At 57.6% G+C, this 20,911-nt stretch carries 20 protein-coding genes; 3 read left to right on the forward strand and 17 right to left on the reverse strand.

All coding sequences use genetic code 11. From position 1 onward, the window contains the following. Positions 1–71 precede the first annotated feature (71 nt). The 3 genes from gntR to M2422_RS13085 form a co-directional block, all read right to left on the reverse strand. On the reverse strand, positions 72–1,067 hold the full coding sequence (gntR, locus tag M2422_RS13075) for a gluconate operon transcriptional repressor GntR (protein ID WP_064672992.1): 996 nt from the start codon (positions 1,065–1,067) through the stop codon (positions 72–74). Between the two features lie 101 nt (positions 1,068–1,168). Continuing rightward, a complete protein-coding gene (locus M2422_RS13080; RefSeq protein ID WP_003861565.1) occupies positions 1,169–1,864 on the reverse strand; it encodes a pirin family protein in 696 nt (231 codons plus the stop codon). Between the two features lie 122 nt (positions 1,865–1,986). Beyond that, positions 1,987–3,024, reverse strand: a complete 1,038-nt coding sequence (locus M2422_RS13085; RefSeq protein WP_064672993.1) for an oxidoreductase — start codon at positions 3,022–3,024, stop codon at positions 1,987–1,989. 256 nt (positions 3,025–3,280) lie between these two features. On the opposite strand from M2422_RS13085, the gene yhhY reads away from it, so the two are divergent. Continuing rightward, a complete protein-coding gene (gene yhhY, locus M2422_RS13090) occupies positions 3,281–3,769 on the forward strand; it encodes an N-acetyltransferase (RefSeq protein ID WP_033144400.1) in 489 nt (162 codons plus the stop codon). Positions 3,770–3,875: 106 nt separating this feature from the next. Here the strand turns inward: yhhY and ggt are convergent, their stop codons facing one another. Then, the gene (gene ggt, locus M2422_RS13095; protein WP_073001667.1) at positions 3,876–5,621 is read right to left on the reverse strand and encodes a gamma-glutamyltransferase; all 1,746 of its coding nucleotides are present in this window, start codon (positions 5,619–5,621) and stop codon (positions 3,876–3,878) included. Positions 5,622–5,744: 123 nt separating this feature from the next. On the opposite strand from ggt, the gene M2422_RS13100 reads away from it, so the two are divergent. Beyond that, the gene (locus M2422_RS13100; protein ID WP_064672994.1) at positions 5,745–6,122 is read left to right on the forward strand and encodes a DUF2756 family protein; all 378 of its coding nucleotides are present in this window, start codon (positions 5,745–5,747) and stop codon (positions 6,120–6,122) included. Here the strand turns inward: M2422_RS13100 and ugpQ are convergent. The 10 genes from ugpQ to livK all read right to left on the reverse strand — a co-directional run bounded on the left by ugpQ (position 6,106) and on the right by livK (position 16,277). After that, the gene (gene ugpQ / locus M2422_RS13105) at positions 6,106–6,852 is read right to left on the reverse strand and encodes a glycerophosphodiester phosphodiesterase (RefSeq protein ID WP_064672995.1); all 747 of its coding nucleotides are present in this window, start codon (positions 6,850–6,852) and stop codon (positions 6,106–6,108) included. The genes M2422_RS13100 and ugpQ overlap by 17 nt on opposite strands. Next, complete coding sequence (locus tag M2422_RS13110) at positions 6,849–7,919, reverse strand: sn-glycerol-3-phosphate import ATP-binding protein UgpC (RefSeq protein ID WP_064672996.1); 1,071 nt, start codon at positions 7,917–7,919, stop codon at positions 6,849–6,851. The genes ugpQ and M2422_RS13110 overlap by 4 nt, the downstream gene beginning before the upstream one ends. Before the next feature lies 1 nt (position 7,920). Next, positions 7,921–8,766, reverse strand: coding sequence for a sn-glycerol-3-phosphate ABC transporter permease UgpE (gene ugpE / locus M2422_RS13115; RefSeq protein WP_033144397.1), 846 nt, complete (start codon positions 8,764–8,766; stop codon positions 7,921–7,923). Further along, entirely contained in the window at positions 8,763–9,650 is an 888-nt protein-coding gene (gene ugpA, locus M2422_RS13120) for a sn-glycerol-3-phosphate ABC transporter permease UgpA (protein ID WP_033144396.1), read from the reverse strand. Before ugpA ends, ugpE begins: the two co-directional genes overlap by 4 nt. Before the next feature lie 125 nt (positions 9,651–9,775). Then, a complete protein-coding gene (ugpB, locus tag M2422_RS13125) occupies positions 9,776–11,092 on the reverse strand; it encodes a sn-glycerol-3-phosphate ABC transporter substrate-binding protein UgpB (RefSeq protein WP_023310025.1) in 1,317 nt (438 codons plus the stop codon). Positions 11,093–11,441: 349 nt separating this feature from the next. Further along, a complete protein-coding gene (livF, locus tag M2422_RS13130) occupies positions 11,442–12,155 on the reverse strand; it encodes a high-affinity branched-chain amino acid ABC transporter ATP-binding protein LivF (protein WP_008500102.1) in 714 nt (237 codons plus the stop codon). Between the two features lies 1 nt (position 12,156). Beyond that, positions 12,157–12,924 carry a high-affinity branched-chain amino acid ABC transporter ATP-binding protein LivG gene (livG, locus tag M2422_RS13135; protein ID WP_023310024.1) on the reverse strand — a complete coding sequence of 256 codons (768 nt, stop codon included), beginning with the start codon at positions 12,922–12,924 and terminating at the stop codon, positions 12,157–12,159. Continuing rightward, positions 12,921–14,198, reverse strand: a complete 1,278-nt coding sequence (gene livM, locus M2422_RS13140; protein ID WP_023310023.1) for a branched chain amino acid ABC transporter permease LivM — start codon at positions 14,196–14,198, stop codon at positions 12,921–12,923. The genes livG and livM overlap by 4 nt, the downstream gene beginning before the upstream one ends. Continuing rightward, on the reverse strand, positions 14,195–15,121 hold the full coding sequence (gene livH / locus M2422_RS13145; protein ID WP_008500099.1) for a high-affinity branched-chain amino acid ABC transporter permease LivH: 927 nt from the start codon (positions 15,119–15,121) through the stop codon (positions 14,195–14,197). The genes livM and livH overlap by 4 nt, the downstream gene beginning before the upstream one ends. Positions 15,122–15,167: 46 nt before the next feature. Then, on the reverse strand, positions 15,168–16,277 hold the full coding sequence (gene livK, locus M2422_RS13150; RefSeq protein ID WP_064672997.1) for a high-affinity branched-chain amino acid ABC transporter substrate-binding protein LivK: 1,110 nt from the start codon (positions 16,275–16,277) through the stop codon (positions 15,168–15,170). Between the two features lie 424 nt (positions 16,278–16,701). On the opposite strand from livK, the gene panM reads away from it, so the two are divergent. Continuing rightward, positions 16,702–17,091: an aspartate 1-decarboxylase autocleavage activator PanM gene (gene panM, locus M2422_RS13155; RefSeq protein WP_023310021.1), complete on the forward strand. Its 390-nt coding sequence runs from the start codon at positions 16,702–16,704 to the stop codon at positions 17,089–17,091. A gap of 109 nt (positions 17,092–17,200) precedes the next feature. On the opposite strand, the gene livJ is transcribed toward panM, so the two are convergent. The 3 genes from livJ to rpoH form a co-directional block, all read right to left on the reverse strand. Further along, complete coding sequence (gene livJ / locus M2422_RS13160; RefSeq protein ID WP_072163886.1) at positions 17,201–18,301, reverse strand: branched chain amino acid ABC transporter substrate-binding protein LivJ; 1,101 nt, start codon at positions 18,299–18,301, stop codon at positions 17,201–17,203. 197 nt (positions 18,302–18,498) lie between these two features. Further along, a complete protein-coding gene (locus M2422_RS13165) occupies positions 18,499–19,764 on the reverse strand; it encodes a 4-aminobutyrate--2-oxoglutarate transaminase (protein WP_029741816.1) in 1,266 nt (421 codons plus the stop codon). A gap of 136 nt (positions 19,765–19,900) precedes the next feature. After that, entirely contained in the window at positions 19,901–20,758 is an 858-nt protein-coding gene (gene rpoH, locus M2422_RS13170) for an RNA polymerase sigma factor RpoH (protein WP_033144392.1), read from the reverse strand. Between the last annotated feature and the right edge of the window lie 153 nt (positions 20,759–20,911).

The following is a 20,911-nucleotide window of genomic DNA, read 5'->3' on the forward strand; positions in this document are numbered from 1 at the left end:
CGGGGCAAAAGAGAAGCAATATCCAAACGTGCGCGAAGTGAATAAGTGTGAGCTACTTCAAATTTGTCAGTTCAAATAGATCCACCCGGTGACAAAGTGAAACCTAAATCTAACATTTTTGGGGTAACCGTCTCGCCACGAATGCGCGCCAGCAGGCGTTCTGCGCCAATGCGGCCCATACGTTCACGCGGGGTCAGGACGCTCGCCAGACGCGGCTCCATCACCTGGCCGATGTCGTGGCCGTGGAAACCGGCAATTGCCATATCATCCGGGATCTTGAGCCCCAGACGCTGACACTCAAACGCCGCGCCAACCGCAAGGTCATCGTTGGTACAGAAAATACCGTCCAGTTGCGGATACTCGCGTCGTGCCTGACGCATCAGCTCAATACCCGACGTATAGGAAGAGGACTGTTCCACCATCACGCTGTACGGGGTTAGGTTCGCGTCGAGCATCGCCTGCTCGTATCCCTTCTGTTTGATGATAGTACGTTCATCAAGACGCGCACCCAGATAGGCGATATGACGATGACCGCGAGCGATGATCGCCGCCGTCATCTGGCGCGCCGCTTCGAAGTTATCGAACCCAACGGCGATATCGAGGCACGGCGACTGACTGTCCATCAGCTCCACCACCGGGATACCGGCCACTTCAATCATTTTGAGCGTGCGGGCAGTGTGGGTACGTTCGGTTAAAATCAGGCCGTCGATGTTCCAGGAAAGCATCGATTCAAGACGTTCCTCTTCCAGTTCCGGCTTGTACCCGTAGTGGGCGAGCATGGTCTGATAGCCAAAAACATCGGTGACGCTTTCAATGCCTCGCAAAACTTCGGCGAAAACCTGGTTGGTCAGGGAAGGAAGCAGGACGCCCACCGCACGGCTGGTCGCATTGGAGAGAATATCGGGCGCGCGGTTGGGGATATAACCCAGTTCATCAAGGGCCGCGGCAATCTTGCCACGCAACGCCACGGAAACCTGTTCCGGGTTACGTAAAAAACGGCTAACCGTCATTTTGGTCACACCGACGCGATCGGCGACATCCTGAAGTACGGGGCGTTTCTTTTTCATCGTCCTGAGAAATCTTGAAGTGAGAGATTTGCTCAGTTTATCACGGACAAAGCCCATCCTTCCCCTGTCAAAGGGAAGGATGGGCATTTATTTATGATTTATTACACCGGCGGCAGGTCAAACAGCAGAATTTCACTTTCGCTGTCGGCATGCACGGAGAGCGCCTGCTCATCCCAGACGGCCAGGCCATCGGCGGTTGTCGCTTTGGTGCCGTTGATGGACACTTCACCTTTCACCACCTGGATCCAGACGCGGCGGTTGGCGGCAATCTGGTGCACAGACTGTTCGTCTTTCGCCAGCGCCCAGCGGTACAGCTCCATATCCTGATGCACCTTCAGAGAACCTTCACGCGCATCCGGGGACAGCACCAGCTGTTTGCCCTGTTTCGCGTCGAAGCGGCGCTGTTCGTAGCGTGGCGTGATGCCGGTCTCTTCTGGAATGATCCAGATTTGATACAGGTGCAGTTTTTCCGTTTTGCTCGGGTTGTACTCGGAGTGACGCACCCCGGTACCCGCGCTCATAATCTGGAACTCACCCGCCGGAACCTGCTCTTTGTTGCCCATGCTGTCCTGGTGTTCCACCGCCCCTTCCAGCACATAGGTCAGGATTTCCATGTCCTTGTGCGGGTGGGTACCGAAGCCCTGGCCTGCATCAATCACGTCGTCGTTAATCACGCGCAGTGCGGAGAAGCCCATGAAGTTCGGGTCGTAGTAGTCGGCAAACGAGAATGAATGCCATGAGTCCAGCCAGCCATGATTCGCGTGACCACGTTCGTTTGCTTTGCGTAAGTAGATCATTGTTTCACCCTCAGTTCGTTTCGATGGAGTAAGTGTGGACGCAAACCGCCTGGGATCATAGAGGGTGAAAATTGACTCCTCTGTTCAAAAATTATGAACAAGCGCAGAGGAGCCGTTTTTGCTTATTTCGCGAGGGTTGCCGTGGCAGGAGAAGCCTGCTCAAAGGCCCGTTCGAGGATTTCGAGGTTGGTCAGAACGTCAGATTCCTTGACGTAATTCGGCGCGCTAGTTGTGAGAGTTTCATACAGCGCATCGTAGACGCGGCCATAGTCGCCAATTTCCGGTTTCAGCTCTTCCCTGACCGTTACGCCCTCATCGTTCACATACTCCAGCACGCCCACGGAATTATCCGCCGCAAAGCCCGGTTCACCCGGCATGATGTTGGCCTTCAGGCTGGTCTCCTGCTGGTCGATGCCGTACTTAATGAACGATCCTTTGGTGCCGTGAACGATAAATTTCGGATAGTCGATTTTCACCAGATGGCTGGTTTTGACGATGGCCTTCAGGTCGCCGTAGAACAGCTGCGCTTCAAAGGTGTCGTCCGGGTTGGCTTTATTACGCAGGCTGCGGATGTCATACGCCACGTGGTCCGGTCGGCCAAACAGGGAGATGATCTGGTCCATCGTATGCACGCCCAGACCATAGAACGAGCCGTCCTGCGGCAGGCCGGGTTGGGTTTCCGCCACCGGACGGTAGTAATCGAAGTGGCTTTCGATTTCCACAATGTCGCCCAGCTTGCCGCTTTCAATCGCCTTTTTCGCCGTCAGGAAGCAGCTGTCAAAGCGACGGTTCTGATACGGCGTAACGGTCAGGCCTTTACTTTTCGCCAGCGCGAACAGCGCTTTTGCTTCGGCGATAGTTGGGGTGAACGGCTTTTCCACCAGCACGTTTTTACCCGCTTCCAGCGCGCGTTTCGCATAGTCAAAATGGCTGTCGGCATGGGTGCAGACAACAACCAGTTTGACCTGCGGGTCGTTAAGCACTTCATCAAGATCGCTGGTGAAATGGATATGGGAATACTGCGGGGATTGCTCTTCCGGCTTCGCGCGGCGGCGGAAGATGTGCGCGACGTGCCAGCTGTCTTTACGGTTGAGAACATACGGCAGGTGGTAGCGGGTCGTACTTTTACCAAATCCAATAAATGCGCAATGTAGTGTCATGGCTCAGTCCTTTTGGAAGGTTACTGAGTCTAACCATAACAAAAAAAAAGCCAGCTAAAAGCTGGCTAAAGTAATACTGGAAGCAATGTGAGCAATGTCGTGCTTTCAGGTTCCCGTAGCGGTCTTCCTGAATGCAGAGCAATAATAATCATTCTCATTCGCACTTGTCCAATACTTTTTGCAAAAAATAGCGGTTGACTCAAATTTTAAAGTCATTGATGTTGAAAGGGACGTTTAACTGACTGAGGAACAAGGAATGAGTGAGATAGTGATACGCCATGCGGAACCGAAAGATTATGACGCCATTCGTCAGATCCACGCCCAGCCGGAGGTGTACCACAACACACTACAGGTTCCTCATCCCTCTGAGCAAATGTGGCAAGAACGGCTATCCGACCAGCCCGGCATCAAGCAGCTCGTCGCCTGCATAGAAGGTCATGTCGCCGGCCATCTGTGCATCGTCGTCGCGCAACGCCCGCGCCGCAGCCATGTGGCTGATTTTGGGATTTGTGTCGGCGCGCAGTGGCAAAACCGGGGCGTTGCCAGTGCTCTGATGCGCACTATGATTGATATGTGCGATAACTGGCTGCGCGTTGACCGCATTGAGCTGACGGTATTTGTCGATAACGAACCGGCGATTGCGGTGTACAAAAAACACGGGTTCGAAATTGAAGGCACCGGCAAACGCTATGCCCTGCGCAACGGCGAGTATGTGGACGCGTATTATATGGCGCGAATGAAGTGACACACTCCCCTCACCCCGGCCCTCTCCCCACAGGGGCGAGGGAGAAAAGACCGCACCGTGCAATCCCCTCTCCCCTGCGGGGAGAGGGTTAGGGTGAGGGGAATCGTTAATACCCCGCCGACAAATCATCCACCGACCGCGGGTCCGACGCGCCAAACAGCGCCCCGTCCGGCCCCACCATAATGCTCTGGGTGCTGCCCATCGCCTCCTTCACCGCCACCTTCTGCCCGCGCTGTTCCAGCAGCTTGATGGTGTCAGGGCTAAAGCCCTTCTCCACGCGCAGCTCGTCCGGCAGCCACTGGTGATGGAAACGCGGTGCGTTGGTCGCTTCGGCGACGTTCATCCCAAAGTCGATGCTGTTCACCACCATCTGCAGCACGGTAGTGATAATACGGCTCCCGCCAGGGCTGCCGGTCACCAGCCAGGTTTTCCCGTCTTTCACGACAATGGTGGGCGACATAGACGACAGCGGACGTTTCTTCGGCCCTACCGCATTCGCATCGCCGCCCACCAGCCCGTAGACGTTCGGCACGCCCGGTTTGGCAGAGAAGTCATCCATCTCGTTGTTCAGCAGAATGCCGCTGTTGCCCGCCACAATCCCGGTGCCGAAGGTGGTGTTGAGCGTGTACGTCACCGCCACCGCGTTACCGTCTTTATCCACCACCGAGAAGTGGGTGGTCTGGTTGCTTTCATACGGCGCCAGCTTGCCGGGGCGGATCTCGCTCGACGGTTTTGCCTTGTTGATGTCAATCTGATCGGCAATGGATTTGGCATACGCCTTGTTGGTCAGCGCCTGCCACGGCACCTTCACGAAGTCCGGATCGCCGAGATATTCCGACCGGTCGGCGTAGGCGCGTTTTTCCGCTTCCGCCATCACCTGCATGGCGTCCGCGCTGCCGAAGCCGAACTTGTGCATATCGAAATTTTCGAGAATATTGAGGATCTGCACGATGTGGATCCCGCCGGAGGACGGCGGCGGCATGGAGAAGACCTCGTATCCGCGATAGGTACCGCTAATCGGCTCGCGCTCCACCGCCTTGTATTCCGCCAGATCCGCTTTGGTGATGAGCCCGCCGTTCTTCTGCATCTCTTCGGCAATCTGGTCGGCAATTGCCCCTTTGTAGAAGGCGTCCGGACCGTGCTCAGCAATCAGCTCCAGGCTTTTGGCGAGGTTCTTCTGCACCAGCCTATCGCCCTTCTTCAGGGGCTCACCGTCTTTCCAGAAGATGGCCTTGCTGTTTTCGTGATTCGGAATGACTTCGCTGCCATAGGTCTTGAGATCGTCCGCCAGCGCATCGTTTACCACAAAGCCGTCGCGCGCCAGCTTGATGGCAGGCTGCACCACCTTGTTCAGCGGCATCGTGCCGTATTTTTCCAGCGCCAGCGAGAAGCCCGCAACGGTGCCCGGCGTGCCGGTGGCGAGGTGCGAAGTCAGGGATTTTTTGCTGTCAGGGTTACCCTGATCGTCGAGGAACATATCGCGGGACGCCTGAGAAGGCGCCATTTCGCGGAAATCGATGGCGGTGGTTTTGCCGTCTTTGGTACGCAGCATCATAAAGCCGCCGCCGCCCAGGTTCCCCGCCTGCGGATGCGTCACCGCCAGCGCATAGCCGACGGCGACCGCTGCATCCACCGCGTTACCGCCCTGCCTGAGAATATCGACGCCCACTTTTGTTGCCAGCGCATCCACCGACGCCACCATGCCATGGGTTGCCCGCACGGGATGAAAAACATCTTCCTCCACGCCGTAAGAGACCGGAGGCGCCGCTGGCGGGTTGGCCGCCACGCTAAATGTACCGCCTGCCATCAGCGCGGCGATGGCGACCCAGCGCAAAAATGTTGGTTTCATCATTATTGTTCTCCAGGTGAAGGGATCCATATTCCCCGCTTAAGCCTGGTTCACAACTCCTAAAAAATCATCGTCATGGTGAAATCGGGGTAAACTTAAGAGAGACCTCAAAAGGAGGAAATGACAATGAAACGCTTATGGATCCTTACGGCGCTGATCCCGTTTTCCGCGCTCGCACAGCCACTCAACACCATGAACAACCCGAACCAGCAGGGTTACGTTATCCCGAGCCAGCAGCGAATGCAGACGGAGATGATGAGCCAGCAACAGCAGCAGAAAGGGATGCTTAATCAGCAGCTTAAAACGCAGACCCAGATGCAGCAGCAAAGCCTGCAAAATCAGATGAACGCCAACACCCAGCGCGTGCAGCAGGGGCAGGTGCGCGAGCAGCCGCTGCCGAATAAAAACGGCGGGATGTTAGGAGGAATGACGTCGTCAGGCAGCGGTCAGCAGCACATGCTGCCGCCGCAGTCGAATGGCAGCATGCTTAATCCGCAGAACTAAAGTCCGGGCCGATCAGGTCGATTGCATCGGTACAGATGCTGTCCACGCCCCAGCGCAGCAGTTCGGCTGCGCGCTGGGGTTTGTTAACCGTGTAGACCAGAATATGCAGGCCTGCGTCCTTCAGCATCTTCACCCGCGCCTCATCCAGCAGCCTGTGGTTGAGATGGATAGAAACGCACGCTAAGCGTGTCGTCAGCTCGCGCCAGTCCTCGCGCCACTCGTCAAGCAGCAGCCCGCGCGGCAGCTCCGGTACGGCCGCCTGTGCGGCCTCCAGCGCATCGATTTCAAATGATGACAGCAGCGGCGCGGTAATCCCTTCCCACAGCTCGCGCGCGGCCAGGGCAATGACTTTGCCCGTCAGCGGCCCGGTGCCGGTGGTCGGTTTGATTTCGATATTGGCCATCATGCCGTACTGGCGACAGCGATCGGCCACTTCCGCCAGCAGCGGCAGCGGTTCGCCTTTGAATTCGCCGCTGTACCAGCTTCCGGCGTCCACTTTCAGCAGATCGCGCCACGGCAGCTCGCCCGCCACGCCCCAGCCGTTGCTGGTGCGTTCGAGGTTATCGTCATGCAGCAGGAAAATTTCGCCGTCTTTCGACAGCTTGGCGTCGAACTCGATCATCGTGTGACCGTAGCGCGCGCCAACGTCAATCGCCGCCAGGGTGTTCTCCGGCGCCAGCTTACCGCCGCCACGGTGGGCGACGACGTGGGGATAAGGCCAGTTGCTCATACTCGTTGTCCTGTTTCACCGTCAAACAGGTGCAGATGGTTTTCCGGCAGGTGCAGCCACAGCGTGCTGCCTGCTTTCGGACGCTCCTGATGTGCCAGGCGCACCACCATTTTTTGCTCGCCCCAGCGCCCGTGCGCCAGGTTATCTGCACCCAACATCTCCAGCGTGTCCATCACCAGCGGCACGCCGCCGTCCGCCTGAGAGGTTAAACCAATATGTTCCGGGCGGATACCGAGCGTCATCTTACGCCCGGCGTAGCCACGATAGTACCAGTTGATCGGCAATGCCATCCCGCTTTCCAGCTCAAAATGCGTGCCCGCGCTGCTGATACGCCCTTCCAGCAGGTTCATTGCCGGGCTGCCGATAAAGCTCGCCACAAAGCGGGTGGCCGGTTTCTCGTACACTTCCACCGGCGTGCCAATCTGCTCGGCGATGCCTTTGTTCATCACCATCACGCGTTGGGCGAGGGTCATGGCTTCGACCTGATCGTGGGTCACGTACAGGGAGGTGGTGTTCAGGCGACGGTGCAGCTGCTGCAGCTCAAGACGCATCTGCACGCGCAGCTTGGCGTCGAGGTTAGACAGCGGCTCGTCGAAGAGGAATACCGCCGGATCGCGCACGATGGCGCGCCCCATTGCCACGCGCTGGCGCTGGCCGCCGGAGAGCTCGCGCGGGCGGCGCTTCAGCAGTCCGTCCAGCTCGAGAATGCGTGCCGCTTCTTTCACGCGCTCGTCGATATGGCCTTTGCCCATGCCGCGGATTTTCAGCCCCCAGGCCATGTTCTCTTCCACGCTCATGTGCGGATAGAGGGCGTAGTTCTGGAACACCATCGCGATGCCTCTGTCTTTCGGCTCCATCTCGGTGACGCGCTGACGGTCAATCCAGATATCCCCGGAGGTCACGCGCTCCAGCCCCGCCACCATGCGCAGCAGGGTGGATTTGCCACAGCCGGACGGGCCGACCATCACGATGAATTCTCCGTCCGCCACGTCGAGCGTCAGCGGCTGAATCACCTGGGTTTTGCCGTCCCAGCTTTTGGTTACTGCCTGAAGTTTTAAACCTGCCATCTTATTTCTCGCTATCGACCAGGCCGCGGACAAACGCGCGCTGCATGGCTAAAACAATGACTACGGGTGGGATAAGGGTGAGCAGCATCGCCGCCATCACCTGGTTCCAGAGGGTGGTGCCTTCGCCGGTGGCGATCATGCCTTTGATGCCCGCCACGGCGGTACCGAGGTTAACGTCCTGAATAATCAGCAGAGGCCACAGGTACTGGTTCCAGCCGTAGATAAAGGTGATCACAAACAGCGCCGCAAGGTTGGTTTTCGACAGCGGCAGCACGATGTCGCGGAAGAAGCGCATCGGCGACGCGCCGTCGATGCGCGCCGCTTCAATCAGCTCGTCCGGCAGGGTCATAAAGAACTGGCGGAACAGGAAGGTGGCGGTCGCCGAGGCCATCAGCGGCAGGGTTAAGCCCGCGTAGCTGTCGAGCAGCTTCAGGTTGGCGATCACTTCTACCGTCGGGAAGATACGCACCTCCACCGGCAGCATCAGGGTGATAAAAATCATCCAGAAGAAGAGGTTACGCAGCGGAAAGCGGAACCAGACGATGGCGAAGGCCGAAAGCATCGACACCGTAATTTTGCCGACCGTAATGCCAAACGCCATGATGAAGCTGTTGAGCATCATCAGCCAGAACGGCGCGCTGTTGGCGCCCACCCCCTGAGTCCAGATGGTCTTCATGTTCTCGAACAGATGCCCGCCGGGGATCAGCGTCATCGGCGTGTCGAACACCGCTTTGGTGTCCAGCGTGGCGGCGACAAACGCCACGTACAGCGGGAAGAGGATGACGATAATCCCTAAAATCAGCATGGTATGGCTGAAAATCGTCAGCCCGCGACGGTTCTCAATCATTGGTAGCGCACCTTACTTTCGACATAGCGGAACTGCACCACCGTGAGGATGATGACGAGGAACATCAGCACGACCGACTGCGCGGCGGAGGCGGAGAGATCCAGCCCCGCAAAGCCTTCGCGATAGATTTTGTAAATCAGCGTGGTGGTCGCCTGCACCGGGCCGCCTGCGGTCGCCGCGTCGATCACCGGGAAGGTGTCGAAGAAGGCGTACACGAGGTTAACCACCAGCAGGAAGAAACTCACCGGGGCGATCAGCGGCAGCGACAGCCTGAAGAAGCGACGAATGGGCCCTGCGCCGTCAATTGCCGCGGCTTCCACCAGCGAGCGCGGAATGGACTGCAGCGCGGCAAAGAAGAACAGGAAGTTGTAGCTGATCTGCTTCCACACCGAGGCGAACACCACCAGGAACATGGCCTGACCGCTGTTCTGGGCGTGGTTCCAGTCGTAGCCGAACTCAGCCAGGAAGTGGGTAATCAATCCGCGACCGGGGTTAAACAGGAAGATCCACAGTACGGCGGCGACGGCGGGAGCCACGGCGTAAGGCAGCAGCATCAGGGTTTGATAAATCCGGCTGCCGCGCACCACGTAGTCCACCAGCGCGGCGAAAAACAGCGAGGCAACCAGACCGCTGACGGTCACCAGCGCGCTGAACTTCATCGTCGTCCAGAAGGAGTCCAGGTAGTAGCTGTCGTGGAACAGCGCGGTGAAGTTGTCCAGGCCAACAAACTGGCTGGAAAGCCCGAACGGATCGACGCTTTGTACCGAGTACCACAGCGCTTCGCCCGCAGGCCAGATAAAGAAGATAACGGTGATGACCAGCTGCGGTGCGACCAGAAGATAGGGCAGCCAGCGGGAACGGAACACCGGACGGGATGATGACATAGGTTTGCTCTGTAGGTATTCCCCCTCACCCCGGCCCTCTCCCCAAAGGGGCGAGGGAGAAAAGACGGCTCCGCGCAGTCCCCTCTCCCCTATGGGAGAGGGTTAGGGTGAGGGGCAGGTTTGAATTACGATTTGGTCGACTGCTCAAAGCGGCGCAGCAGCTGATTCCCGCGCTCTACCGCAGAGTCCAGCGCCTGCTGTGGCGTTTTCTTACCGGTCCACACGCTTTCCAGCTCCTCATCCACGATGGTACGGATCTGCGGCATGTTGCCCAGACGCAGGCCCTTGGTGAACGGCAACGGCGGCTTGTTCAGCATCTGACGCGTCGCAATGTCCGCCCCTGGGTTCTTGCTGTAGAAGCCCTGCTCGCGGGTCAGGTCGTACGCGGCTTTGGTGATCGGCAGGTAGCCGGTCTTCTGGTGCCACTCGGCGGCGTTTTCAGGCTTGGCCAGGAAGTCGAGGAATTCGGCTACGCCTTTGTAGGTGCCCTTGTCTTTACCCTGCATCACCCACAGGCTCGCTCCGCCGATGATGGCGTTCTGCGGCGCGCCCTTCACGTCAGCGTCGTACGGCATCATGCCCACGCCGTAGTTGAATTTGGCGTAGTGGCGGATATCCGCCAGCGAGCCGGACGAGGCGGTGGTAATGGCGCAGTCGCCGTTGTAGAACTTCTCGGTGGATTCGTCTTTACGTCCGAAGTAGCTGAAGTCACCCTTCTTGTTAAGATCGGCAAGCAGCGCGATATGTTTCACCTGCTCAGGCTTGTTGAACTCCAGTACCGCGTCGGTGCCGTCGAAGCCGTTGTTTTTGGTCGCCACCGGCAGGCCGTGCCAGGCGCTGAAGTTTTCAATCTGGATCCAGCCCTGCCAGCCGCTGGCGTAGCCGCACTTCATCCCCGCCGCTTTCAGCTTCGCGGTGTACTCCGCCAGGTCCTGCCAGGTTTTGGGCGGCTGCTCCGGGTCTAAACCGGCTTTTTTGAAGGCGTCTTTGTTGTAGTACAGCACCGGCGTGGAGCTGTTAAACGGCTGGGATAGCAGGTGGCCGGTTTTGGAATCGGTGTAGTAACCCGCTACGGTCGGCACGAACTGCGACTCGTCGAAGTTGATGCCCGCTTCTTTGAACACTTCATACACCGGTTTGATGGCTTTAGAGGCCATCATGGTGGCGGTACCCACTTCATAAACCTGCAACAGCGCCGGTGCGTTACCGGTACGGAAGGCGGCGATGCCCGCGCTCAGGCTCTGCTCGTAGTTGCCTTTGTACACCGGCACAATTTTGTAATCCGGATGGGTGTCGTTGAAACGCTGCGCCAGGGAGTCAACTTCTTTACCCAACTCCCCTTCCATGGAATGCCAGAACGGAATGGTCGTGACAGCCATTGCGTTCGTCGCAAAAGCCAGACCCAGTGCCAGACCCAAAGCTGTGTGTCGTAACGATGTCATTGTCATCTCTCTTATTGTGCCGGATGCGCGATATCACGCGTTTTATGCTCGCGAGGTAACATGACATGCTCGAATTACAGAAAAATAACTGTTTGTTTACAGATAAGTGACAGCCAGGCGTCAGGGGGATGATGGTTGTGTGAAAGGGGCTGGGGGGTGGTTTGGGTGTGGTCTGGTGCCCTCACCCCGCCCTCTCCCACGGGGAGAGGGAGAAAACACTAAAAAAGGCAACTTGCGTTGCCTTTTTGCTTTTACCTCGTGCGGTCTGGTGCCCTCACCCCGCCCCTCTCCCACGGGGAGAGGGAGAAAACATTAAAAAAGGCAACTTGCGTTGCCTTTTTGCTTTTACCTATCCGCCCAGATACGCGCTCCGCACCGCTTCGTTCGCCAGCAGCGCGTCGCCGGTATCCTCCAGCACCACGCGGCCGTTCTCCAGCACGTAGCCACGATCGGCGAGCTTCAGCGCCTGGTTGGCGTTCTGCTCGACGAGGAAGATGGTCATCCCCTCTTTGCGCAGCTGCTCGATGGTGTCGAAGATCTGCTGAATGATGATCGGCGCCAGACCGAGCGACGGTTCGTCCAGCAGCAGCAGGCGCGGCTGGCTCATCAGCGCGCGGCCAATCGCCAGCATCTGCTGTTCACCGCCGGACATGGTGCCCGCACGCTGGATGCGGCGCTCCCACAGGCGCGGGAAGAGTTCATATACCCACTTGATGCGGGTCTGGTATTCATCGCGGTGAGCGAAGAAACCGCCCATCGCCAGGTTCTCTTCCACCGTCATGCGGGAGAAGACGCGGCGCCCTTCCGGAACAATCGCCACCGCCTCGCGCATGATTCTGGCGGTCTGCCAGTCGGTAATGTCTTTACCATCGAACACAATCCGCCCGCTGGTGGCGCGCGGGTCGCCGCACAGGGTGCCGAGCAGCGTGGTTTTGCCCGCGCCGTTGGCGCCAATCAGGGTCACGATTTCACCCTGATTGATATGCAGGCTGACGTCGTGCAGCGCCTGGATCTTGCCGTAGTGCGCGTTGACCTTGTCGAACGTTAACATCGCTTTTTCCATCTTATGCCTCACCAAGGTATGCGCGGATCACGTCCGGGTTGTTGCGGATCTCTTCCGGCGTGCCGTTTGCCAGCGGCGTGCCCTGGTTTACCACGTAGATACGGTCCGAAATGCCCATCACCAGCTTCATGTCGTGCTCAATCAGCAGGATGGTGGTGTCGTGACTGTCGCGCAGCTCGGCAATCAGCTCGTCCAGCTCTTTGGTCTCTTTCGGGTTGAGCCCTGCCGCCGGTTCGTCGAGCATCAGGATTTCCGGCTGCGTCACCATGCAGCGCACGATCTCCAGGCGACGCTGGTCACCGTAGGCCAGGTTGCTCGCCTGACGGTTGGCGTGCTGAAGCAGGCCAATTCGGTCGAGCCAGGTGGCGGCGCGATCAAGCGCTTCATCCTGCGCGCGGCGGAAGGCCGGGGTTTTCAGCAGGCCGGAGAACAGCCCGGTTTTCAGCTGCTGATGCTGGGCCACCAGCAGGTTCTCAATCACCGTCATCTCGCGGAACAGACGCACGTGCTGGAAGGTACGCACCACGCCCATACGGGCGATCTGCTGGCCCGGCAGCCCTTCCAGGTGCTGGTCGCGCAGCATGATGGTACCGCCCGTCGGCTTGTAGAAGCCGGTCAGGCAGTTAAAGACCGTGGTTTTCCCTGCGCCGTTCGGACCAATCAGGGAGACAATCTCTTTCTTGTGCAGATCCAGATTCACGTTGTTGACCGCCAGCAGGCCGCCAAAACGCATCATCAGGCCGTTAACGGATAATAATGGCTGACTCATGCCTGCTCTCCTTTCGCTTGCCCGTTCTTCAGCTTCAGCTGTGGACGGGTCATCGGCAGCAGACCCTGCGGACGCCAGATCATCATCAGCACCATCAAACCACCCAGCATCAGCATGCTGTATTCGTTAAAGTCGCGCATCAGCTCGCGCGAGACCACCAGCAGGATGGCCGCGAGGATAACGGCGAACTGCGAGCCCATCCCGCCGAGCACCACAATCGCCAGCACAAAGGCGGATTCGGCGAAGGTGAACGATTCCGGGCTAACGAAGCCCTGACGCGCGGCAAACAGCGTTCCGGCGAAACCGGCAAACGCGGCGCTGATGGTGAACGCGGTCAGCTTGATGCGGGTCGGGTTCAGGCCCAGGGAGCGGCAGGCGATCTCATCTTCACGCAGCGCTTCCCACGCGCGGCCCAGCGGCATGCGCAACAGGCGGTTGATCACGAACAGGGTAATCACCACCAGCAGCAGCGCCACCAGATAGAGCCAGATCACGCGGTCGGACGGGTCATACTTCACGCCGAAGAAGTTGCTGAAGGTATCCCAGCCGCCTTCGCGGGCGGTACGGCTAAATTCCAGGCCGAAGAAGGTCGGTTTCGGGATCTGGCTGATGCCGTTCGGGCCGCCGGTCACTTCGGTGTTGTTGAGCAGCAGGATACGGACGATTTCGCCGAAGCCTAAGGTCACAATCGCCAGGTAGTCGCCACGCAGGCGCAGTACCGGGAAGCCAAGCAGGAAGCCAGCAGCGGCAGAGACCAGCCCCGCCAGCGGCAGGCAGGTCCAGAAGCCGAGACCGTAATAGTGGTTCAGCAGCGCGAAGGTATAGGCGCCGATGGCGTAGAAGCCGCCGTAGCCCAGCACCAGCAGGCCCGAGAGCCCCACGACCACGTTCAGACCGAGGCCGAGAATCACGTAGATCATGGTCAGCGTGGCGATATCCACGGTGCCACGCGACACCACGAACGGCCACGCCACGGCGGCCACCAGCAGCGCCACGAGGAACAGCTTCTGCTTAACCGTAGAACCGTCGATTGCCGGCAGGACGAATTTCGGCCCGGAGACGTTTTTCAGCGTCTTCTGGAACAGCGGACGCAGCAGCTGGAACAGGAACACTACGGCCGTGCCGATAAATACCCACTGCCAGCGGATGTCAGCTGCGGTATCGACAACCAGTTTGGTGCCATTCAGCTCAAGCTGGACTCCCATAAAGACGCTGGCCAGCACGAAGAACATGGCGGCAGAGAGCAGCGCCATTGCAAAATGCATCGGTTTCATACTTTCTCTACCTCCGGACGGCCCAGAATACCGGTAGGCATCACCAGCAGAACCAGAATCAGCAGGGCAAACGACACCACGTCTTTATACTCCGTGCTCAGGTACGCCGAGGAGAGCGCTTCGGCCACGCCCAGGATCAGGCCGCCGATCATCGCGCCCGGAATACTGCCGATACCGCCCAGAACCGCCGCGGTGAAGGCTTTCATCCCGGCCATAAAGCCGATGTATGGGTTGATCACGCCGTAGAACTGGCCGAGCAGGACCCCCGCCACCGCCGCCATCGCGGCGCCAATCACGAAGGTCAGGGCAATCACGCGGTCGGTGTTGATGCCGAGCAGGCTCGCCATCTTCAGGTCTTCCGCGCAGGCGCGGCAGGCGCGTCCCATACGCGAGTAGCGGATGAACAGCGTCAGGGCAAGCATCGCAATAAAGGTCACGACCCAGATAACCAGCTGCATGGTGGTGATAGAGGCCGCGAAGTTTTCGCTGGCCCCCACAATCCACTGGCCGTTAAACAGGCTTGGCAGCGCCACGTCGCGCGAGCCTTCGGTCAGGCTGACGTAGTTTTGCAGGAAGATCGACATCCCGATCGCGGAAATAAGCGCAATCAGGCGCTTGGAGCTGCGCACCGGCCGGTAGGCCACGCGCTCAATGCTCCAGCCGTAGGCGCTGGCAATCACAATCGCGCCGACAAAACCGGCGGCGACCAGCAGCCAGCTGCTGTCGATGCCCATCATCATCAGGGCGGCGATAATCATAAAGGAGACGTAGCTACCGATCATGTACACCTCGCCATGGGCGAAGTTGATCATGCCGATAATGCCGTAAACCATCGTATAGCCGATGGCGATCAGCGCGTAGGTGCTTCCCAGCGTAACGCCGTTAAACATCTGCTGCAGGAAATAGAGAAACTGCTCGGACATATGCAAACCTTTTTATACCCGCCCGTCATGCCGGGCGGTGGGATAATTATTTGGCGGCCGAGGATGAACCGTCGGCGTGCCACTTAAAGACACCAAACTCAAATCCCTTCAGATCGCCTTTCTCATCCCAGTTCAGCGGCCCAATCACGGTGTTCGCCCCGTGTGCTTTTAAATCTTTCACCAGATCCAGCGGTTCTTTGCTGCCGGAGCGATCCAGCGCGGTGGCCAGAGACTGTACGGCCGCGTAGGTGATCCAGACGTACGGACCACTCGGATCTTTCTTCTGCGCCTTGAGCGCATCCACGATAGCCTTGTTGGCCGGATCCTGGTCATAGCGTTTTGGCATCGTCACCAGCATGCCTTCGGCAGAATCCCCCGCGATGTTTGACAGGGAGGCATTGCCCACGCCCTCTGGCCCCATAAACTGGGTTTTCAGACCGGTGGCGCGTGCCTGACGCAGCATCTGGCCCATCTCCGGGTAGTAGCCGCCGTAGTAAACGAAGTCGATATTCTCTTTTTGCAGGCGAGCAATCAGCGCGGAGAAGTCTTTCTCACCGGCGGTAATGCCGTCGAAGAAGACGATGTTCGCGCCGCCTTTTTTCAGGCCGTCCTGCACGGAGCGCGCCAGGCCTTCGCCGTACTGCTGTTTGTCATGAATAATGGCAATGCGCTGTGGCTTAACGCTCTCGAGGATGTATTTGGCGGCGGTGGGACCCTGCGAGGAGTCCAGACCGGCGGTACGCATAATGTGCTGGTAGCCGCGCTGGGTCAGCTCCGGGTTCGTTGCGCCAGGGGTGATCATCAGAATGCCTTCGTCTTCGTAGATATCAGACGCCGGCTGCGTGGAGGATGAGCACAGGTGGCCGATCACATACTGAATACCGTCGTTGACGATTTTGTTGGCGACCGCGACGGCCTGTTTCGGATCGCAGGCGTCGTCATATTCCACGCCCACCAGCTTGTCGCCTTTGATACCGCCCTTGGCGTTGATGTCTTTGATGGCCTGGCGCGCGCCGTTGAACTCCATGTCACCCCACTGGGCAATAGGGCCGGACATCGCGCCCACTACCGCAACTTTAATGTCGTCTGCCATAGCGGCATGCGAGATCGACAGTGCGACCATCCCCGCGATTAACGTCTTCGCGTTCCTTTTCATCTCTGAATCCCCATTCGTGATGTCGTGTTTATATTTTGTTTTATTATGGTTAAAAAGCATTCTGTACTTTTAATGAACAACGCTATTTTTACCAGTGCCTTTAATGGTTTAGCGCAGTTTTTTGTCAAAAACCAGACTAAAATCTCTATTTTTCAGGCGATTAAGCAAAGATAATATTCTGAAATCAGGCAGAGATAAACAAATAAAAGTGCAGTTTGCAGCATAAAATAACGGTACAAAGCGCCGAATAAATCACTACCGTTCAGGTTAAAATTCTGCTTATTTTTCGATCCATGTGTTTTCAAACTGCCCATCGCGTTGCCAAAAAACTAATCACCTGGTTAATGAGAATAAAAAGAGGAAGCCGCTGAGTGAATAAATTGAGTACACTGCCCCTACTCAATCTGATTTGGACAAGTGGCTAATGAAACTGACTATCGTGCGTCTGGTGACCTTTAGCGACCAGGATCATATCGACCTGGGCAAGATCTGGCCGGAATATTCCCCTTCGTCGCTGCGCGTTGATGAGACCCACCGCATTTATGCCGCGCGTTTTAACGAACGCCTGCTGGCAGCGGTTCGCGTAACCCTGAGCGGTACAGAGGGAGCGCTGGACTCGCTGCGCGTGCGTGACGTCACCCGTCGTCGCGGTGTGGGACAGTATTTAATTGAAGAAGTGATCCGCGAAAACCCGAGCGTGACCTCATGGTGGATGGCTGATGTGGGCGTGGAAGACCGCGGCGTGATGGCGGCGTTTATGCAGGCGTTAGGGTTTACGGCGCAGGAGAGCGGTTGGGAGAAGCGCCAGGGCTGATTTGTGCGGCTTGGTGCGTGCGGTGCGGCCTGATGCCCTCACCCCGACCCTCTCCCACGGGGAGAGGGTGCAAACACTAAAATGGCAACCTTATGGTTGCCATTTGCGTTTATTTTGCGTCTGTCGCCGTGCCGTTCGCATGCCAGTCAAACACGCCGAACTCGAAGCCCTTCAGGTCGCCCTTCGCGTCCCAGGAGAGTGGTCCCATGACGGTCTCGACGGTATTCGCTTTCAGCCAGGTGGCAATCTCAGCCGGATCGGCTGACTGGTTCAGGCCCGCCTGCAGAGACTGCAGCGCCGCGTAGGTGGTCCAGACGAACGCGCCGCTTGGATCCTGTTTCTTCGCCTTGATGGCATCTACGATAGGTTTGTTCGCAGGGACCTGGTCGTAGTTCTTCGGTTTGGTTACCAGCAGGCCTTCGGCTGATTCACCCGCAATGTTAGACAGGGAAACGTTCGCCACGCCTTCCGGGCCCATAAACTGGGTTTTCAGGCCCGCAGCGCGCGCCTGGCGCAGGATCTGGCCCATTTCCGGGTGGTAGCCACCGTAGTAAACGAAATCAATATTCTCTTTCTTCAGACGCGCCACCAGGGTTGAGAAGTCTTTCTCACCGGCGGTGATCCCGTCGAAGAACACCACGTCGGCATTCGCTTTCTTGAGGTTATCCTGCACTGAACGCGCCAGACCTTCACCGTACTGCTGCTTGTCATGAACGATGGCAATGCGCTTTGGCTTCACTTTTTCAACGATGTATTTCGCCGCGGTTGGGCCCTGGTCAGAGTCCAGGCCGGTGGTGCGCAGGGTCAGCTTGTAGCCGCGCGCGGTCAGCTCCGGTGCGGTCGCTGCCGGGGTGATCATCAGAATACCTTCGTCTTCGTAGATGTCAGACGCTGGCTGAGTAGAGGAAGAGCACAGGTGACCGATAACGTATTTGATCCCGTCGTTCACCACTTTGTTCGCGACCGCGACCGCTTGTTTCGGGTCACAGGCATCATCATATTTTACGATCTGCAGTTTTTCGCCCTTGATACCGCCCTTGGCATTAATGTCTGCAACCGCCTGCTCAGCGCCGGTAAATTCCTGGTCGCCGTACTGTGCTACCGGACCGGACATTGCGCCAACCACAGCCACCTTGATGTCTGCCTGTGCCATGGTGCTGAATGCCAACGCGATACATCCTGCCAGTAACGCTTTACCCTTCATGTTCATCCTGAGATTCCCCATTATTATGGTTATTACGATTGTTGTGATGTTGTTGTGCAGCGCTTTATGTCAGTTATAGGTGTGCTGTCCGCGCTTTTTCAGCATACTCTGCTAAAACATACCCGATTTTTATGATTTTGGAATAGCTAATTTGAAATGAATATATGATAAGCCCGGCAGGGATTTTCGCCGGGCATATGGCTTTAACGTGTCAGCGACGCGGAGATAATGTCCAGCGCTTTACGGAACTGCGCTTCAGGGATAGTCAGCGGATACAGGAAACGAATGACGTTGCCGTAGACGCCGCAGCTCAGCAGCAGCAGCCCTTCCTGCAACGCGCGCTCCTGCACCTGTCGAGTAAATTCCGGCGAAGGCTGGCCCGTTTGCGGGTCGTTAAACTCCACCGCCACCATCGATCCCTGCGCGCGAATGTCAGCGATATACGGGCAGTGTTCCTTCGCTTTGTTCAGCACTTCCACCAGGTGATGGCCAAGATGCGCCGAGCGCGTGCAGAGATCCTCTTCATCAATCACGTCGAGCACGGCATGCGCCGCCGCAATCGCCAGCGGGTTCCCGGCGTAGGTACCGCCCAGCCCGCCCGGTGCAGGGGCGTCCATGACCTCCGCACGGCCCGATACCGCTGAGAGCGGCATCCCGCCCGCCAGGCTTTTCGCCATGGTGATCAGATCGGGCTTCACGCAGTGGTGTTCCATCGAGAACAGCTTGCCGGTACGGGCGAAGCCGCTTTGCACCTCGTCGGCAATCAGCAAAATACCGTGGGTGTCGCACAGGGCGCGCAGCGCCTGCATAAAATCAGCTGGCGCAATGTTGAAACCGCCCTCTCCCTGAACCGGTTCGAGAATAATGGCCGCGACCTGATCGGGTGCGATATCCGCCTTAAAGATGCGTTCCAGGCTTTTCAACGCTTCCGCCGTGCTGACGCCGTGCAGTTCATTCGGATACTGCGCGTGATACACCGAACCGGGGAACGGGCCAAAGCCGAGCTTGTACGGCGCAACTTTGCCGGTCAGCGCCATGGTCATAAAGGTGCGGCCGTGGAACGCGCCGCCGAAGGTGATAAGGCCGGGACGTTTGGTGTACGCTCGGGCAATTTTGACCGCGTTTTCGACCGCCTCAGCCCCCGTGGAGAAGAACGCGGTTTTGGCCGGACCGTCAACGGGCACGCGCTGGTTGATGCGCTCGGCAAGTGCCACATAGCCTTCGTACGGCACAATCTGGTACGCCGTATGGGTAAACGCGTGGAGCTGTTTTTCAATCGCGGAAATGACTTTTGGATGGCGATGGCCGGTATTCAGCACCGCGATCCCGGCGGCGAAGTCGATGTACTCGTTACCTTCCACGTCCCACACCGTGGCGTTTTCAGCTTTATCAGCATAGAAGTTACACATCACGCCGATGCCGCGCGGCGTCGCCTGTAAACGCCGGTCGTTCAGTTCGTTATTTTTCACCCTGTCCCCCTGAGAAAGTCGCCTGCTTAGCGCATCAGTAAGTGTTTGCCAGGGGGAGGGAATTCGCCAGAGCGGGCGCTAAAAAAACAAAACCCCCGGACTTTCATCCAGGGGTTCTCGGTGTACTTCGCGGAAATTACGCTTCGATAGCGGCGCGAAGTTTTTTCATGGCGTTCTTTTCAAGCTGACGGACACGTTCCGCAGAAACGCCGTAGCGGTCGGCCAGCTCCTGCAGCGTGGACTTGTTGTCTTCGTCCAGCCAGCGGGCGCGGATAATATCCTGGCTACGCTCGTCGAGGCCTTCCATCGCATGGGTCAGCTTGTTCGCGGCCTGATCTTCCCAGTTATCCTCTTCGATGCCGTCAGCAAAGTTAGAGGTTTTATCCTGCAGATACAGAACCGGCGCCATCGGCTGGCTGTCAGATGCGTCGTCGTCGGAGGACATATCAAAGGTCATGTCCTGCGCGGCCATACGGGATTCCATCTCACGCACGTCTTTGCTGGATACGCCCAGCTCGCGCGCCACCATTTCCACTTCATCCTGATTGAACCAGCCCAGACGCTGCTTGGCTTTACGCAGGTTGAAGAACAGTTTGCGTTGCGCTTTTGTCGTGGCGACTTTCACGATACGCCAGTTGCGCAGCACGTATTCATGAATTTCTGCTTTGATCCAGTGCACAGCGAAGGAGACGAGTCGCACACCCACTTCCGGGTTAAAGCGACGCACAGCCTTCATCAGGCCGATGTTACCTTCCTGAATCAAGTCCGCCTGCGGCAGGCCATAGCCCGCATAGTTACGAGCAATGTGAACAACAAAGCGCAGGTGAGACAGGATCAGCTTTTTCGCTGCTTCCAGATCGCCCTGGTAATGCAGCTTTTCAGCAAGCTCCTTTTCTTCCTCGGCCGTTAACATCGGCCAGGTGTTCGCAGCCCGGATATAAGATTCCAGGTTACCAACAGGGGCTAAAGCTAAAGTTTGCATTTCTTTGGTCATTCATTCCTCTCAATGTTTCTTCTGGTCCTGGTCGTCCCCGTCAGGCAACAACCATGCCAAAGCGTTTGAGCAACGAGATTAGCATTCACTCTTTTATCAGACAGTGATTTTATCCACAAGTTCCAGGTGCAACGGTGAATAAATTACGCACAA

Source organism: Enterobacter sp. SLBN-59 (assembly GCF_024807915.1).
Lineage (GTDB): Bacteria > Pseudomonadota > Gammaproteobacteria > Enterobacterales > Enterobacteriaceae > Enterobacter > Enterobacter asburiae_B.